The organism is Pandoraea terrigena (assembly GCF_902459705.1).
GTDB lineage: Bacteria > Pseudomonadota > Gammaproteobacteria > Burkholderiales > Burkholderiaceae > Pandoraea > Pandoraea terrigena.
In genome coordinates this window covers 389,430-405,438 of record NZ_CABPRU010000002.1, presented here as the reverse complement: position 1 = coordinate 405,438, position 16,009 = coordinate 389,430, and the positions used below count along the sequence as shown (strand labels likewise).

Here is a 16,009-nt window from a genome sequence, read left to right as displayed (position 1 = left end):
CGCCGTGTGTCGACCGCCGTTTGCCGAACTCATGCTGCCATGCCTTTTAACATCCCCATCTTCCTGACCTGGCTTCGGATCGTGCTGATCCCGCTGGTGGTCGGCGTCTATTACCTGCCGACGACCTGGCTGTCGCCGGTCCAGATGAATTGGGTGGCGTGCGGCGTCTTCGTGCTGGCGGCGCTGACCGACTGGTTCGACGGCTTTCTGGCGCGGCGCTGGAATCAGACGTCGGCGTTCGGGGCGTTCCTGGATCCGGTGGCGGACAAGCTGATGGTGGCGGCGGCCTTGCTGATGCTGTTGCAGATGGGGCGGATCAACGCGTTGGTGGCGTTGATCATCATCGGCCGGGAGATCACGATTTCGGCGTTGCGCGAGTGGATGGCGCAGATTGGCGCGTCGCGCAGCGTGGCGGTGCATCAATTGGGCAAGGTCAAGACGGCAGCGCAGATGGTGGCGATTCCGTTGTTGCTGTTCAACGGCACGGTGGCGTGGCGTGGATTGAGCCTCGATTCCCGGGTTTGGGGGACGTGGCTGATTTATGTGGCGGCGATTCTCACGTTGTGGTCGATGCTGTATTATCTGCGCCGCGCGTGGCCGCAGATTCGGGAACGCGGTGCGGGCAAGATGTGAGCGTCAGGCGCGGAAGGCGCGGGATTTACGCGGTGGAGGAGAAAAATCTTCACAAATTTTCGGTGCCGGTGCTTGACACTGAATCACGGTTTGGACATAATCTCCTTCTCGCTGCTACGGCGTTAGCCCGGCAGCGAAGTTTTAAGAAGTGGTTGGATTGGTCGTTCGCATGACAATGCGGGAGTAGCTCAGTTGGTAGAGCGCAACCTTGCCAAGGTTGAGGTCGCGAGTTCGAGACTCGTCTCCCGCTCCAGTTTTCACACTGGACATTGAGTGAGTGAATCCTTGGTGTTTGGTGTCATGCGGGAGTAGCTCAGTTGGTAGAGCGCAACCTTGCCAAGGTTGAGGTCGCGAGTTCGAGACTCGTCTCCCGCTCCAAATCCAGAGGGAAGCCTGGCTTCCCTTTTTATTTGCCGAAAAGCCCACGGCGATCGATCCGAAGGGCGCCCTCGATGGCAACAGCGAGCGGTTACAATGCGGCATATCCCAATGGCGGGATGGCAGAGTGGTCATGCAGCGGCCTGCAAAGCCGTGTACGCCGGTTCGATTCCGACTCCCGCCTCCAAAATTCAAGAGCCCTGACTTGTCAGGGCTTTTTCTTTTTCTGCCCCGCCGTTGATTCCCGGTTTGCTCGCTATCCATTGCGGGCTACGTCCATGCGTGGGGAGAACTCAATCTGACTCCCCGGAGTGTTTGGATGCCGGTGGCCGCCCCTTCGAGCCTGTCGACGTACAGGCCGACATTGTTGAAGGGTGAGAAATTAAAGATTTTGCATTTCTGTGAGTTGTGCGCACGCAAAAATAGCGGTGCCGTACGGCCACTTCGCCAACGTTTGCGAATGGCTGGTCATGGCGGCATTTAACCGCAAACCACAGCTACACAGGAAAACACATGCAACTTCAAAACCACCCGTCATGCAGGCCGTTCTACGAGGCAGGGGACATGTCGCAACTGGCCGCGTTTTACGAAGAAGGCCGAAACATCATGTGGATGATGCTCCGCGCCGCCCCTCGCCCCTGCTTCAACCAGGGACTTCTTACCGAGATCATGCACCTTGCGCACACGGCGCGGGAATCGGGACTGCGCATCGATTTCTGGGTCACGGGATCGCTGGTTCCAGAGCTATTCAACGTTGGCGGCGACCTTAGCTTTTTCGTCGATGCGATCCGTTCGGGCCAGCGAGACGTGCTGATGGCGTACGCGCGGTCGTGCATCGATTGCATCTGGGAAATGTACAACGGCTACGGAACCGGTGCGATCTCGATCGCGATGGTCGAGGGCAGCGCGCTCGGCGGCGGACTCGAGGCGGCGCTCGCGCATCACTACGTGCTGGCGCAGAATGGCGTGAAGCTTGGCTTTCCGGAGGTCGCGTTCAATCTATTCCCCGGCATGGGCGGATACTCGCTGGTGGCACGTAAAGCCGGCATGGGCGTGGCCGAAGCGTTGATCAGTACCGGAGAATCGCACACGGCCGAGTGGTTCGCGGACAAGGGGCTCGTCGACCAGCTATTCGAACCCGGCGACGCGTTCGTCGCAACACGTACCTTTATCGACGTGATACGGCCGAAGTTGAATGCGATTCGGGCGCTGATTCGCACGCGTCAACGCGTACTGCCCTTGTCTCGTTCAGAGCTGATGGACATTACCGAGGATTGGGTCCGCTCGACGTTTACGATCGAGATGAAGGATCTCGCATACATGGAGCGCCTCGTGATGATGCAGAACCGCCGTGTCTCCAAACTTCGCACGGCATCTTCAGGCGCGGTGGGTGTGAGGTGATGGAGTGAATCGGGAAGGCTCAGGCAATCAGCCTGAGCTTTCTTTTTTCGAGTACCCAGGCCTCGAGATCCGGTGCGGGCATCGGTTTCGCGTAGAGGAAACCTTGCGCATACTCGATCCCGGCCTGTCGAATGAAGGCCGCCTGGGCGGTGGTCTCGACCCCTTCCGCCACCACCGAGAACCCCAGTGCTCTTGCCAGCGTGAATACGGAAGACACGAGCGCTTGGGCGTTCGTGTCGCTGTCGACGCTGGTCACGAAACTTCGGTCCAGCTTGATCACATCGAACGGCAGCCGCGCGAGCTGCGCAAGCGACGAATACCCGGTGCCGAAGTCGTCGAGATAAATCCGCGCGCCGAGCTTTCGGAACTGCTCCATCAGCCGCCGCACGCGGCCCTCGTCCTCGATGAAGCAGCTCTCAGTCAGCTCGATGTCGAGCAGGCCCGGTTTCAGTCCGACGCGCTCGCAGATCTCGCCGAAATGGTTCGCGACGTTACCGTCGCTCAACTGACGCGCGGACACGTTGATCGATACGCGCATATTCAAGCCCTTTGCCTGCCACCGAATGACCTGATTGGCTGCCTCTTCCATCACCCAGCGTCCGAGCGCCCCGATCAGGCCGAACTCTTCGGCATGGCGAATGAACTCGCCCGGCCAGACCAGTCCCCGCTCCGGGGATTGCCAGCGGATCAATGCCTCGACACTCGTTACGTCACCGGTCGCGATGTCGACGAGCGGCTGATAGTGCAATACGAACTGATTTTCCTCGAGCGCCTTGCGAAGATTCGTATCGAGCCACATCGCCTTCGCGACCTTCTGGTTCATCTCCTGCGTGAACACGCGATACGTGTGCTTTCCCGCTTCCTTCGCAACGTACATCGCTGTATCGGCGTTACGGACCAGGGTCTCCATGGTGTCGCCGTGTTGCGGATACATCGTGATGCCGATCGAGCAGCTCGTGTAGACCTCCATCAAGTCCAGGCGAACCGACGTGTCGAACAGGTCGATGACGGTCTTCGCGGTGTCTTCGAGGAGTTCGAGCGTTGCGTCCTCGAACAGCACCAGGAATTCGTCGCCGCCGAGACGGGCGAGCGTCGCGCATTCGGGCAAACAGTTCCTGACGATCATGGACACCTGGGACAACAGGCGGTCGCCGGTGATATGTCCATAGTGATCGTTCACGTGCTTGAAATTGTCGAGATCGAGAAACAGGATGCCGACTTGCCGCGGCGTCTCGTCCGTGCCGCTGGCCAGCGCGGCGCGGATCATCTCGGTGACGGCATGGCGGTTCGGCAGCCCCGTCAACACGTCGGTATTCGCGAGCACGGTCAGGCGCTCCTGCGCGTTGCGCTCCTCGGTGATGTCGACGCCAGAGCAGATCAGGAAGCGCTCGTCGACCCCGCTGCCGCTCTGCACGAACTTATTGCGAAACTGGTAAAGACGGGGGCCGTTGACCGTATTGATGTAGCGCTCGACAGCGAAGGGCTTGTCGTTTTCAAAGAAACCCGTGATGTTCTTGCTCGACTTCGCGCCTTGCTCTTCGGTCATGAACAGCTCGAACGCGCTCCTGCCGATGACGTCCTCCTCGCGTTTGCCCAGGACTTCTTCGGCCAGGCGGTTGAAACGCTGGAGAATGCCGTGGCGGTTGAGCACCACGACGAGCGAATTGACTTCGGAGACGACCTGTTCGGCAAAGGCGAGACCTTGCGCGAGGTCGCGCGCGACGGAGCGGGTATCCGAATAGGCGGATGCGGTGCCGGCCCAATGGGTGGCATCGAGTTTCTTTCCAACCATGTGCAGGCGCAACGGGTCGCCGAACAGTGCGATCTCGAGTTCAAACGGGGATGTGACGCCGGTCAGGCTGCGGATCTTCGCGGCCTGCGCTGAATCAAGTGCCACGGCGACGTTCGTCAAGCCTCGAACGGCGGCAAGCTCGAGCGCGTTGCTGTCGACGCCCAGGCGCCAGTAAGGACTGCGCGTGCCAAGGTGGACTTCGAGTATTTCACCGTCGTTTTCGTCATGCATGGACGAGACCCGCCAATAAATCGCACAAGTTAGACGGCGCTCGGTGACAGATACCCATTGCCGCGCCGGGTCATATGCTCCGCCATTGACGGCAAAGCTTGATGCGCATCTGTTCTCGCCGATTAGCGGCCCGGCTTGCGCCGACCGGGCAGTCGCGCAGGGTGCATTGAACAATTACGTTTTTTCGATCTTATCAAACTATATCCGTGGGTTTCAACGTCCGAATGGGGGACGAGCCAACCGCGCGGCGTCGGTTGGCTTCCCCGCTCGCAGGCGGTATTGAGCCGACAGGATCGAATTTGGAGTCCACTGTAACGTAAGCCGGGTTCGAAATGTGCTTCAGTGCGGGCCGAAGCCTGGGATCGAGAGCCCCTCTGGGGGGCGGATGACGCTGGCGATGGAGGGCGACAATCGGCCTTCCTAAGCTTCGTTTTTGCGTCGCGTGCTTGCCGACCCATTTCGTCGGCGGCTGGGCGGCTCATGTCAGCGGGGGGCAGTGGGAGGGGACGGCGTAGGCGACGATCTCCACACGCATCCCGGGCACGACGAGCGCTTTCGCGGCGATACTCGAACGATTCGGATAGGGCGTATTGAAGAATTCCCGGTAGACGCTGTCAATCAACGGGATGTCCGCAATGTCGATCATCGGTAGTAGTGGTGCGCGGTCACTGTAGGCAACGACATTTGCTCCGTCAACTGAAAAATCGCCTCTCTCACTTGAACGCCCAAGGTCACAGTGGACGTTCGACGCCCGTCGGACGGCGCCATCTGACGTCTCAGCAACTTTGAAGCCACGGCGACATATTTCGTGACGCCGACGGTTCCCGCAGGTCTCGGCCACATTGATACGGACAGCCACGATGCGCCGACCGGTAAGAAACCGGCGTGGTATCAGGTGGACGTGGGCGTCGACTGGTTTCTCTCGAAGCGAACGGGCGTTTTCATCGTCGGCATTTTCCAGAAAGCGGTGGGGGATGCAAAGTTCGCGCCGATCTACTACAAGTCGCCGTCGAGTTCGCGCCGGCAGTTGTCTGCGTGTGCCCAGTCCCGAGAGGGTTCGCAAAGCCGTGGATCCCAGGGGGGGGCATCGGCCCAGCACAACCCGCCCTTTGCACCCATATCCGGAAACGCCAAGGCAGGGACTGCAGACTTCCGCCTCAAGTTCTACCCATCTTCGCCGTTACATATATGGTCACTCGTTTCATAAGTGAGACAAACGGCGATTCGTAGGATGCCACAACGAGGTGTGCATTCCAGAATGGCAGAAGGCGGACATCCATATGAGTGAGACATCGATTTCTCGGACCATTGCTGCGGAAGGCATTCTTATCTCGCGCACGGACCTGAAAGGCAACGTGACCTACGCGAGCGACGCGTTTGCTCGCGCGCTCGGATACGAAGTGGCGGATCTGATCGGACAACCTTATGCGAAGCTCGTGCCCCCGGAAAGCCCGCGCGCGGCGTTCATGGACGTGCGCAAGACCATTGATGCCGGAAAGCGCTGGGAAGGCGTGGCCGTCAACCTGTGCCGCGACGGCCAGCGCCTATGGACGATGACTAGCGTTGCGCCCCGCTGGATCGACGGCCGGCTGATCGGCTTCACATCACTTCGCACCCCGGTGCCTTCGTCGATGGTCGAGCACACGCAACGCATGTTTGAAACGCTGAACGGGCCGGGCGGCGACAAGTACTTCATCGCGCAAGGACGTCTCGTCAGGAAAGGGTTCCCCGCTCGCTGCATGCGCTGGATGATCGGCACGCTCGGGCGCGCGAAACGAAGCGCCTCACTGTGGACGGTTGCCTTCTGTTTTTTCGCGGCGCTTGCCGCGCTCACACCGGGCATCGGTCCGTGGGCCGATGGACATGCGCGAGGCGAACCCGTGTCTGCCACTGCGCTCGAGTTTGCCTGGGGAGCGTTCATCTGCGCGATGATCGCGATTGTCCTGCACGGTCGATCATTCGCGCGGCAGTTCGTCGACCCGGTCACTCACGTCACGGACCACCTCTACAGGATCGCCTCCGGCGACTTGTTGGCGCAGTTCGACATGCGCGTCGCCGATGTATTCGCGCCGTTTGTGCGGGCGCTCAACATGACGCGCGCGAGCTTTGTGCAGATCGTCTCCAGCATCGATCGCGGGGCGCGGGAGCTGACTGCGGCAACGGCACAGGTCGCGTCGGGCAACGATGACCTGTCGCAGAGAACGGAACAGACGGCGTTTGCCTTGCAGCGTTCGGTGGCGGAATTGCGCGCGCTGAGCGATGCGGTCGCGAGCCATACCGCGCTCGGCCAGGACGCGAGGAGAATTTCCAGCGAAACCGCGGCGATGGTACGCGAGGGTGGCAACCAAATGGCCGACGCGGTGGCTGCGATTCGGTCCGCCGCTGAAAATTCGGGAAAAATCGCTGAGATTTCGCGTCTGATCGACGGCATTGCCGCGCAAACAAATATCCTGGCGATCAACGCCGCCATCGAAGCGGCACGTGCGGGTGAGCTGGGGCGGGGTTTCGCTGTCGTGGCGGCAGAAGTTCGCGTTCTGTCACAGCGAACGGCGACGGCCGCACGCGAAATAGCGGCCCTGATCACCGACGCATCGGCGCAAGTCGAGGCGGGCCGAATGCGCGTTGAACGTGCGGGTGAGACGACTCGATCGATCGGCCAGTCGGTCGAGCGGGTCAACGATCTGATACTGAACATCACCGATGCATCGGAGGCGCAGAACAGTGGCCTGCAACGCATCAATCGGGCACTCGGCTTGATGGATGCCGACGTCCAGCAAAACGCGGCGCTCGTCGAACAGGCGGCGGCGGCCGGGCAGTCGTTGAGCGAGCAGTCCGTCATCCTGCAATCGACTGTCGAGATCTTCGATTTGGCCCCCGAAAGTCGAGCCGCTTAGGGGGAACCGCTGCGGTGGGGCAACGTGAGCGTCGAGCGTCCATCCCGACACGATGTCACCATCGTTGCTCGACATGTGCCGTCGGGGCAGGTTCGGGGCGGTTCGTAGCTTGATTCGCGTTGCCCCCGCCATGGCCTTAGTTGTCTGACGGACGTGCGGCGCCACGTCGTGACAACAGCAACAGCACCGTCAGCACGCAAAAGCCGGCGCCGGCGTAAAAGGTCGCCATGGCACCAACGCGATCCCACAGCATGCCGGCAATGACGCTCGACCCGAGCGTGACGACGCCGCTGACGAGATTGAAAATGCCGAACGCCGTCCCCCGCAGTTGCGCCGGGGCCGTGTGGGCGACCATCGTGGCCAGGAGTCCCTGCGTCATGCCCATATGCAATCCCCAAAGGGCGACACCGATGAGCAGGACGGTCCAATGCGTGCCATGCGCGAGCACGATGTCAGAGGCGAACAGCATCACAAGACCCGCGATGAGCAATCGGGTGTGGCTCATTCGGTCGGCGAGTTCTCCGAACGGATATGCCGACAGCGCGTAGACGGCGTTCATCGCCACCATCACCAGCGGCACCCATGCGACAGGCACGCCGCTGCCCATCGCCCGCAGCACAAGGAATGCCTCGCTGAACCGCGCCAGCGCGAAGACGCCACCGATGCCGACCACCCACCAATACTGGCGTCCAAGCCGCTTCGCGTTCTCCCAGCGAACCGGATTGACGCGCTGGGTGTGGGGGGCGTGCGCGGGCTCCGAAATGCCGAACGTCAGCAGCGCGACGGCGATCACGCCGGGGATCATGGCCAGCCAGAACGCCAGCCGAAAGTTGTCAGATCCCGCGAGCATGATGACAACCGCCAGCAACGGCCCCAGGAAAGCCCCCACCGTATCCAGCGCCTGTCGCAAGCCGAACGCCGCGCCCCGAAGATGCGCTGGCGTGATGTCGGCCACCAGCGCGTCACGCGGTGCACCGCGTACGCCCTTGCCAATACGATCGAGCACGCGAGCGGTCACGACAACACCGATCGTGGGGGCGATGGCAAACAACGGTTTGCTGATCGCCCCGAGACCGTATCCCACGACCGCGAGCCACTTGCGATTGCCCAGGTAATCGCTGAGCGTTCCTGAGAACACCTTCACGATCGGGGCAGTCGCTTCGGCAATCCCTTCGATAACGCCAATCGTCGTTGCACTGGCGCCGAGACTTGCCATCAGAAACATTGGCAAGAGGCTGTGGACGATTTCGGATGAAATGTCCATGAACAGACTCACGAAGCCGAGTATCCACACGCTACGGGGGATTTGTTGCAGCACCTTCGTTCGCGGGTTCGTTGACATGGACCTTTTCCAGGGAGCCGGGGGATCACGTGGGTGTGCCCGATCGTGCTCCATCGGTTACACCTTCCGTAGGGTAGCGGGCCGGCGAGCTTTCGGCCAATGCAATCGCCGGAATCGCTGGAATCGTCGACATTGCCGAAATCTCCACGCCACCATGGCGCGAGTGCGAGTGCGGCTCCCGCTGCCGCCGAGCATTGCAGGACGAAACGGCACTGTGATCCGCCTCACGGCAGGTGCGGCCGGTTGTCCCGCTAGAAAGCGTGTGAAGTCTTCTCTACAATGAAGACTTGCGCTCAGAGCCGGAACCCGACGCTGGCGCGCGCCAGCGATTACCAAAATCCGTGGAAGGCAACCATGTCGACACTGATCGAAACCATGACGGGCGCTATCGACGCTCTCCTGCCGGGACTCGAGGCGATCTACAAGGACCTTCACCAGCATCCGGAACTGTCGATGCAGGAGGTGCGCACCGCGCAGATCGTTGCGGACTACGTCGAGCCGCTCGGCTACGAAGTTTCTCGCAACGTGGGCGTGACCGGGGTGGTCGCCGTGCTTCGCAACGGCGTGGGGCCGACGGTGATGCTGCGTGCCGACATGGACGCCCTGCCGATGGCCGAAGCCACCGGGCTGCCCTATGCCAGCACGGTGAGCGCCAAGGATGAGGATGGCGTCGAGGTCGGTGTCGCACACTCGTGCGGTCACGATATGCACGTGACCTGGCTGATGGGCATCGCGCGCCTGATGGCGGAACATCGCCATGCCTGGCACGGCACGCTAATGGCCGTCTTTCAACCCGGAGAAGAAGTTGCCCGCGGCGCGCGCAGCATGATGGACGATGGGATGGCCCGGCGCTTTCCGAAGCCCGATGTGATTCTGGGCCAACACGTGATGGTCGGTGCGGCGGGCACGGTCGGCTGTCGCAGTGGCACGATTCTCTCCGCGGGCGACAGTCTCAAGGTCAAACTGTTCGGCCGCGGCTCGCATGGGTCACAGCCCCAGACGTCGATCGATCCGGTCATCATGGCGGCGTCCACGACGCTGCGCCTGCAAACGATCGTGTCGCGCGAAATTTCGCCACGCGACAGCGCGGTGCTGACGGTCGGGGCCCTGCAGGCGGGAACGAAGGAAAACATCATTCCCGACGACGCGACGCTCAAGCTCAACGTGCGCACGTTCGACGAAGACGTGCGCGACTACATGCTCGGTGCGATCCGTCGCATCTGCTGCGCGGAGTGCGCGGCCTCGAACGCCCCGCGCGACCCGGAATTCACGACGCTGTCGAGCTACCCGCTCACGGTCAACGACGCCGCGACGCATGAGCGCCTGCTTGCCGCCTTCGAAGCCCATTTCGGCGAGCGCGTCTATGAAACCCAGCCCGCAGCGGCCAGCGAGGACTTCAGCGTGTTTGGCCGCGAATGGGACGTCCCGTATGCCTTCTGGTTTGTCGGCGGAACCGATCCCGAGGTCTTCCGGCATGCCGTCGCGGCGAAGCGAGTGAACGAGATTCCGAGCAATCATTCACCGAAATTCGCGCCGGTCATCGATCCGACGCTGCGCACCGGGTTGGAAGCCATGCTCTGCGCCGCCGGCGCCTGGCTCGCCCCCCACGACGCAGCGGCATGAATTCTCACACCGTCTATCTCGTCCTCGACCTGATCGGGACCTTTGCCTTCGCGCTGAGCGGTGCGGTCGCGGCGCGCCAACGGCGCCTCGACCTGTTCGGGATTGCGGCGGTCTCGTTTCTCGTGGCGTGTGGTGGCGGCATCATCCGCGATGTCTGCATCGGCGCGATTCCGCCCACCGGGCTCTCGAACTGGCGCTATCTCGCGGTGTCGCTGCTGGCGGCCGCCGTGGTGATCGCCGCTTACGGGCCGGTTCGTCGAATGCGCCAGCCGGTGCTCTTTTTCGACGCGATCGGACTCGGTCTGTTCGCCGTCTCGGGCGCACAGAAAGTGCTGGCGTTCAGCCACAGTGCCGAACCGGCGATCCTGCTGGGAATCGTGAGCGCGGTCGGTGGCGGCGTCATTCGCGATGTGCTGCTATCGCGCGTGCCGTCCATCCTGGCTCGGGAAATCTATGCCTCGGCGGCGCTCATCGGCGCGGGGGTGCAAGTCGGTTTCTTCTATGCGGGATGGACAGACTGGTGGACGCCGTGGTTCGCCACATTTGCCTGCGTTGCGCTACGACTCGCGTCACTGCGCTTTGGCTGGGGGCTGCCGGTATTCGGCAAGCCACGTGCCGTCAACGGCACGGACGGCGAGTAGCGCGCAGCGGGACAGCCGACAGTCGCGACAGCGAAAGCCGTCCGCCAAATGCGCCGTGCGCGTGCCCGGGCCGCGACGTTACCCTTGCGGGCCTGCCGATTCCTGCGCGCGGCGCAGACGTTCGCGACTGTTGGTGAGGTGCGTGCGCATGGCCGCACGCGCCGCTTCCGGGTCGTGTCGAGCAATGGCGTTGTAGATGTCTTCGTGCTCGCGATTCACGCGATTGAGGTACGACACCTGGTCGTCGTCGGCGAGCTCGGCGGAATTCACACGCGTTCGCGGAATGATCGTGTTGCCGAGCTGTTCGAGAATGTCGTGGAAATAGCGGTTGCCGGTAGCGTTTGCCACCTGCAGGTGGAATGCGACGTCGGCCGTCACCGCATTGCCCGTGCGCTGGCGCACGTGCATCTCGAAGTCGTCCAGCGCCTGGCGCATGAGCTTGAGCTGCGTGTCGGTGCGGCGATTCGCCGCCAGCCCCGCCGCTTCCGTCTCCAGCGAAATACGCAGCTCCAGGATTGCCATCACGTCCAGCATCGTGAGGATGCGGTTGGTGTCAACCTGCAATGAATTCTCGCGCGGCGCTTCGAGCACGAAGGTGCCGATGCCGTGGCGTGTTTCCACCAGTTGCGCGGCTTGCAGTCGCGAGATCGCTTCGCGGACCACCGTGCGGCTCACGCCCAGGCTTTCCATGATGGCCGACTCGGTCGGCAGCTTGTCGCCCGGGCGGAACGTGCCGCTGCGAATCTGCTCGGACAAGGCGCTCACGACCTCTTCCGTGAGGCTGCGAGACTTGCGGCGAGGACGTGCGGGCAACGGACTGGTCATGGACATGGCGTTGGTTGGAATAATGGGTGACGACAGAACCCCCCCAGTCTACCTTATCGCCGGTCGCATACATACGACAACCGATAAGAATTGACCGCCAATGCCTTTCCCTAATCAATACCGGGCATTGGCGGTCGAAAGCACGACCTCGTGCGACTTCTCGCGACCACTCATGACTGCCTGGGCCGGCACGCGCACGGCGCCGGTCCGGACAGCTTTCCTACCGGCGGACCGGCGTCAGAAATCGACGCGAATCCCCAGCATGCCGACCACCTGCGAACTCGTCGCCGACGGCGTGCTGTTCTGCGAATCGCCGATCGCCGGGCCGGCGTTGATGATGCTTGCGGCATTGGCCGAGAGCGACTTGCCGTTGGCGTGTTGCCACGCTTCGAGCGCATACAGCGACGTGCGCTTCGAGAGCGAATACACCTGCGCGAGCGAGACCTGATGGTACGTGGCGGCATCGGTGATGCCGTTCGCCTTCGAGGCCGCCGTGTAGCTATATGCCGCTGCCAGACGCCACTGCGGCGACACGACCCACGACGCATGCACGCCGGCCGTGTTGAAGATGGCGGTGTCATGGAACAGCGACGCCGCCCCCGGCTTGTATTGCACGTTGCTGTAGGTCGCACCGAACGTTACGCTGCCGATCGTGTAGATGCCGGCCACGGCGATGTGTTGCAGTACATCGGCGGTGACATAGCCTTGGTTGAGCGAAGACGTGCCCGGCGTGCCCGTCGACGCACCGTTCCACGTCGCGCCGCTGCCGCCCACGTTGTTCAGGCGCAGATAGCCGGCGGCCAGCGACAGCGGGCCGCCGTCGTAGCGCAGCGCGCCGGAATACGTGTTGCCCTTGCTGAACGCGCCGGCCTGGCCGCCGAAGCCGTATTGCAGGCTGGCCGTCACGCCCCACATCACCGGCGACGTGTACGTCACCGAGTTGTTGATGCGGATGGTGGTGTCGAGACCGTCGATATCGCCCGGGTGTGCACCGGTCGCGCCCGTCACGTAGGTGGTCGGGCCGATGGTGCCGACCATCAGGTAGTACGGCGTGTACTGGCGGCCGATCGTGACCGTGCCGAGCCGGTCGTTCTTCAGGCCGACGAAGGCTTGACGATTGAACATCGAGCCGGACGTGCCGAGCGCGCCATTGTTGAGGTCGAAACCGTTCTCCAGTTGGAACAGCGCCTTGGTGCCGCCGCCGAGATCTTCGGTGCCGCGCAGGCCCCAGCGGCTACCTGCCAGATTACCGCTGCGCAAATAGGTGTTCGACTTGCCGTTCTGATTGCTGCTGTAGGTCACGGCATCGTCGACGATCCCGTACAGCGTTACGCTCGTCTGCGCAAACGCCGGGACAGCGCCAGCGCCCAGTCCGGCCAATACCAGCCCGGCAAACAATTTCGAATGTCTCACGTCTTCTCCTCTTGTGGTGTGTTCTCTTGGACTTCGCTTGAAACGTTGCTGCATGCTCATGGGAACTAGAAACGGGGTGCCCTGCCGCTCCAGTCAGGTTGGTATTTGCGCATCTGGATGGAGTCGTTGCGAGTGCGCAGTCCGCAACGCAGATACTGTTCGTGCAACTTGGCCAACTGGTCCTGATCGATCTCGAGACCGAGCCCCGGGGCCTGGGTCACGGCGACCGCGCCATCGCGAATGGCGATCTTGCCGCCGCGTACGACTTCCTCGTCGGGCGCCTGCCACGGGTAATGCGTGTCGCAGGCGTACGAGAGGCGCGGCACGCTGGCGGCCAGGTGCGTCATGGCCATCAGGCTGATGCCGAGGTGCGAGTTGGAGTGCATCGACAGGCCGAGATCGAACGTCTCGCACATGCGCGCGAGCAGTTGCGTGTCGCGCAACCCGCCCCAGTAGTGGTGATCGGAAAGAATGATCTGGGCGCCGTTGACCCGGACGTTCTCGCGGAATTGCCGCAGGTCGGTCACCACCATGTTCGTGGCGAGCGGCATGCCCGTGGCACGATGCAGTTCCGCCATGCCCTCGAGGGTGGGCGTGGGATCTTCGTAGTATTCGAGATCGCCGGCGAGTTCGCGGCCCATCGCGATCGCGGTGGCGAGCGACCAGTTGCCGTTCGGATCGATGCGCAACGGCGTGTCCGGGAACGCGCGCTTGAGCGCCTTGAGGCACTTCACCTCTTCCGAAGGCGCGAGCACCCCGGCCTTGAGCTTGATGCTGCCGAAGCCGTGGGCGTCGATCATCGTGCGCGCCTGGGCGACGAGTTGCTCGGCGTTGAGCGTTTCCCCCCACGGGTCGACCGGATAGCCGGTGGCCGGCATGTCGATGTGCTGCGCGTACTTGAAGAACAGATACGCGCTGTAAGGCACCTCTGGACGGACGGCGCCACCGAGCAGTTCGACCAGCGGGATGCCCAGATGCCGCGCCTGCAGATCGAGGAAGGGCACCTCGAACGCGGAGTAGATCTTCTCGGCGTCCTTGCGCGGATCGGTGCCCGGGGCGAGTTCGTATTCCACGCGCTCGCCGCGCACCCCCTGGCGCACCACCGCCGCGACGCGGGCGCGCAGGCCGTTGGTGTCGAACGGATCCATGCCGATCAGATGCGCTCGGGTGCTTTCCAGCAACGCCAGTACCGGCGCGTCGCCGTAGGTTTCGCCTAGTCCCACGTGTCCGTTATCGGTCTCGATCTCGATGATCGAGCGCAGCGCATACGGCTCGTGAATGCCGGCCGCGTTGAGCAGCGGCGGGTCGCGAAACGCAATGGGGGTGATCGTGATGCGGTGAATTTTCACAGCGACTCATCCTCCGGCTCCGAAGGGAGCAGGCCAGGGAACGGAAACGCAAATTGCGTTTGGTGGACTACTTTTACGTCATCGTATGACTTGCTGTAATTTAGGTGACCGATGGGGCGTCTCTCTATCGGTGTAATCCCGTACGAACGGCGCGACAGACTGTCGAAATCGCCGAAAAACGCCTAATTAAACAAGAACATCGGAATCTCATAGGGAAATCTCTGAGGCGCTTCAGCGTGTCTCATGATTGCAAATTCACCACTCAAGTCATATGATGACTTACGAGAAATTCAACACAACGAGGAGACAGCATGGCCTTTAGTCGCAGAGGATTCTGGCAACGCACGATGGGCGCACTGGCATGTGCGGCCGCATTGGGAGGCATCGCGAATACCGCAATCGCCGCGCCGATCACGCTGAACGTCGTCGACGTTGCGGGTAACCTCGCACTCACGCAGAAGGGCTTCGAAGCCTTCCGCGACAAGTACCCGGATCTCGTCTCGAAAATCACGTTCACCAATGCACCTGCGCCGCAACTGCCGGGCAAGATCAAGGCGATGCAAGCCGCCGGGCGCTCCGACATCGACATCGTGCTCACGGGCACCGATGCGCTTGCCGCCGGCCTCCAGCAAAACCTCTGGCAGCGCCTGTTGCCCGACTACAGTGCGAAGCTGCCGGGGGTGCTCGACAAATACGCGCCGAACGTGCGCGCGATGCAGGAACTCTCGAAGGGCTACGGTCTTACCGTGACGTACAGTCCGGGCGGACCGCTCCTGGAATACAACCCGGCCAAGGTGAACCATCCGCCGAAGACGCCCGCCCAACTGCTCGCCTGGTGCAAGGCGAACCCGGGCAAGCTGATTTACGCGCGTCCGGCCAACTCGGGCCCGGGGCGTGCATTCCTCATGGGGTTGCCGTATTTGCTGGGCGACAAGGATCCGCACGATCCGGTCAAGGGCTGGGACAAGACGTGGGCGTTCCTGAAGGAACTCGACTCATGCATTCCGTACTACCCGGGCGGTACGTCGGCGGTCATGAAGGAGCTGGGTGAGGGCAGTCGTGACATGACGGTGACCATGACAGGTTGGGACATCAACCCGAGGGCACTCGGCATCGTGCCGGCGAGTTTCAAGGTGCAGGCGTTCGACAAATTCACGTGGGTCAACGATGCGCATTACATCGTGGTGCCCAAGGGCGTGCCGAAAGAGAAGATGGACGTCATCCTCAAGCTGATCAACTTCATGCTCGAACCTGCGCAACAGGCCATGACCTACGACGACGGCTACTTCTATCCGGGGCCCGCCGTGAAGGATGTCGCGCTGTCCGCCGCGCCGGCCAAGAGCCAGGAAGTGATCGCGAAGTATGGCCGTGCGGAATACGCGAAGCTCATCGCCGACTTCCCGCACGCCGTGCCGCTCGATGCGACGGCGATGGTCGCCGCATTCCAGAAGTGGGATGCCGAGATCGGTTCGCTGAAATCGAAGTGA

13 protein-coding genes and 3 tRNA genes are annotated in these 16,009 nt (G+C 62.2%); 10 read left to right on the top strand and 6 right to left on the bottom strand.

Features of this window, described 5'->3' with window-relative positions:
• Positions 1-39 precede the first annotated feature (39 nt).
• From pgsA to PTE31013_RS06075, 5 genes are all read left to right on the top strand, one after another.
• The gene (gene pgsA / locus PTE31013_RS06095) at positions 40-633 is read left to right on the top strand and encodes a CDP-diacylglycerol--glycerol-3-phosphate 3-phosphatidyltransferase (RefSeq protein WP_150611914.1); all 594 of its coding nucleotides are present in this window, start codon (positions 40-42) and stop codon (positions 631-633) included.
• A 177-nt stretch (positions 634-810) separates the two neighbouring features.
• A tRNA-Gly gene (locus PTE31013_RS06090) sits at positions 811-886 on the top strand.
• 49 nt (positions 887-935) lie between these two features.
• A tRNA-Gly gene (locus PTE31013_RS06085) sits at positions 936-1,011 on the top strand.
• Positions 1,012-1,124: 113 nt separating this feature from the next.
• Positions 1,125-1,198, top strand: a tRNA-Cys gene (locus tag PTE31013_RS06080).
• A 326-nt stretch (positions 1,199-1,524) separates the two neighbouring features.
• Positions 1,525-2,412: a crotonase/enoyl-CoA hydratase family protein gene (locus tag PTE31013_RS06075; protein WP_150611913.1), complete on the top strand. Its 888-nt coding sequence runs from the start codon at positions 1,525-1,527 to the stop codon at positions 2,410-2,412.
• A 19-nt stretch (positions 2,413-2,431) separates the two neighbouring features.
• Here PTE31013_RS06075 and pdeR read toward each other — a convergent pair whose 3' ends face one another.
• Positions 2,432-4,435: a cyclic di-GMP phosphodiesterase gene (pdeR, locus tag PTE31013_RS06070; protein WP_150611912.1), complete on the bottom strand. Its 2,004-nt coding sequence runs from the start codon at positions 4,433-4,435 to the stop codon at positions 2,432-2,434.
• Positions 4,436-4,913: 478 nt separating this feature from the next.
• Entirely contained in the window at positions 4,914-5,081 is a 168-nt protein-coding gene (locus PTE31013_RS06065) for a Rid family hydrolase (protein ID WP_150611911.1), read from the bottom strand.
• A 162-nt stretch (positions 5,082-5,243) separates the two neighbouring features.
• Here PTE31013_RS06065 and PTE31013_RS06060 point away from each other — a divergent pair, with 162 nt between their 5' ends.
• On the top strand, positions 5,244-5,642 hold the full coding sequence (locus tag PTE31013_RS06060) for a porin family protein (RefSeq protein ID WP_150611910.1): 399 nt from the start codon (positions 5,244-5,246) through the stop codon (positions 5,640-5,642).
• A 73-nt stretch (positions 5,643-5,715) separates the two neighbouring features.
• Positions 5,716-7,329, top strand: coding sequence for a methyl-accepting chemotaxis protein (locus PTE31013_RS06055; RefSeq protein WP_150611909.1), 1,614 nt, complete (start codon positions 5,716-5,718; stop codon positions 7,327-7,329).
• A gap of 136 nt (positions 7,330-7,465) precedes the next feature.
• Here the strand turns inward: PTE31013_RS06055 and PTE31013_RS06050 are convergent, their stop codons facing one another.
• Positions 7,466-8,671: an MFS transporter gene (locus PTE31013_RS06050; protein WP_150611908.1), complete on the bottom strand. Its 1,206-nt coding sequence runs from the start codon at positions 8,669-8,671 to the stop codon at positions 7,466-7,468.
• 354 nt (positions 8,672-9,025) lie between these two features.
• On the opposite strand from PTE31013_RS06050, the gene PTE31013_RS06045 reads away from it, so the two are divergent.
• Together PTE31013_RS06045 and PTE31013_RS06040 are read left to right on the top strand one after the other, a co-directional pair.
• Entirely contained in the window at positions 9,026-10,294 is a 1,269-nt protein-coding gene (locus PTE31013_RS06045; RefSeq protein WP_150611907.1) for a M20 family metallopeptidase, read from the top strand.
• Positions 10,291-10,935: a trimeric intracellular cation channel family protein gene (locus PTE31013_RS06040; RefSeq protein WP_150611906.1), complete on the top strand. Its 645-nt coding sequence runs from the start codon at positions 10,291-10,293 to the stop codon at positions 10,933-10,935. Before PTE31013_RS06045 ends, PTE31013_RS06040 begins: the two co-directional genes overlap by 4 nt.
• Before the next feature lie 78 nt (positions 10,936-11,013).
• On the opposite strand, the gene PTE31013_RS06035 is transcribed toward PTE31013_RS06040, so the two are convergent.
• The 3 genes from PTE31013_RS06035 to PTE31013_RS06025 form a co-directional block, all read right to left on the bottom strand.
• Entirely contained in the window at positions 11,014-11,760 is a 747-nt protein-coding gene (locus PTE31013_RS06035) for a FadR/GntR family transcriptional regulator (RefSeq protein ID WP_130026933.1), read from the bottom strand.
• Between the two features lie 237 nt (positions 11,761-11,997).
• On the bottom strand, positions 11,998-13,173 hold the full coding sequence (locus PTE31013_RS06030; protein ID WP_246173914.1) for a porin: 1,176 nt from the start codon (positions 13,171-13,173) through the stop codon (positions 11,998-12,000).
• Between the two features lie 65 nt (positions 13,174-13,238).
• Positions 13,239-14,522, bottom strand: coding sequence for a glucarate dehydratase family protein (locus PTE31013_RS06025; protein ID WP_150611905.1), 1,284 nt, complete (start codon positions 14,520-14,522; stop codon positions 13,239-13,241).
• Between the two features lie 347 nt (positions 14,523-14,869).
• Here PTE31013_RS06025 and PTE31013_RS06020 point away from each other — a divergent pair, with 347 nt between their 5' ends.
• Positions 14,870-16,009 (top strand): ABC transporter substrate-binding protein, encoded by a 1,140-nt coding sequence (locus PTE31013_RS06020; RefSeq protein ID WP_246173968.1) that lies wholly within the window; start codon positions 14,870-14,872, stop codon positions 16,007-16,009.

Coding starts and splice junctions, on each gene's coding strand:
- PTE31013_RS06075 (WP_150611913.1), top strand. CDS start 1,525: ATGCAACTTCAAAACCACCCGTCATGCAGGCCGTTCTACGAGGCAGGG.
- PTE31013_RS06055 (WP_150611909.1), top strand. CDS start 5,716: ATGAGTGAGACATCGATTTCTCGGACCATTGCTGCGGAAGGCATTCTT.
- PTE31013_RS06035 (WP_130026933.1), bottom strand. CDS start 11,760: ATGACCAGTCCGTTGCCCGCACGTCCTCGCCGCAAGTCTCGCAGCCTC.
- PTE31013_RS06065 (WP_150611911.1), bottom strand. CDS start 5,081: ATGATCGACATTGCGGACATCCCGTTGATTGACAGCGTCTACCGGGAA.
- PTE31013_RS06020 (WP_246173968.1), top strand. CDS start 14,870: ATGGGCGCACTGGCATGTGCGGCCGCATTGGGAGGCATCGCGAATACC.
- PTE31013_RS06050 (WP_150611908.1), bottom strand. CDS start 8,671: ATGTCAACGAACCCGCGAACGAAGGTGCTGCAACAAATCCCCCGTAGC.
- pdeR (WP_150611912.1), bottom strand. CDS start 4,435: ATGCATGACGAAAACGACGGTGAAATACTCGAAGTCCACCTTGGCACG.
- pgsA (WP_150611914.1), top strand. CDS start 40: ATGCCTTTTAACATCCCCATCTTCCTGACCTGGCTTCGGATCGTGCTG.
- PTE31013_RS06040 (WP_150611906.1), top strand. CDS start 10,291: ATGAATTCTCACACCGTCTATCTCGTCCTCGACCTGATCGGGACCTTT.
- PTE31013_RS06045 (WP_150611907.1), top strand. CDS start 9,026: ATGTCGACACTGATCGAAACCATGACGGGCGCTATCGACGCTCTCCTG.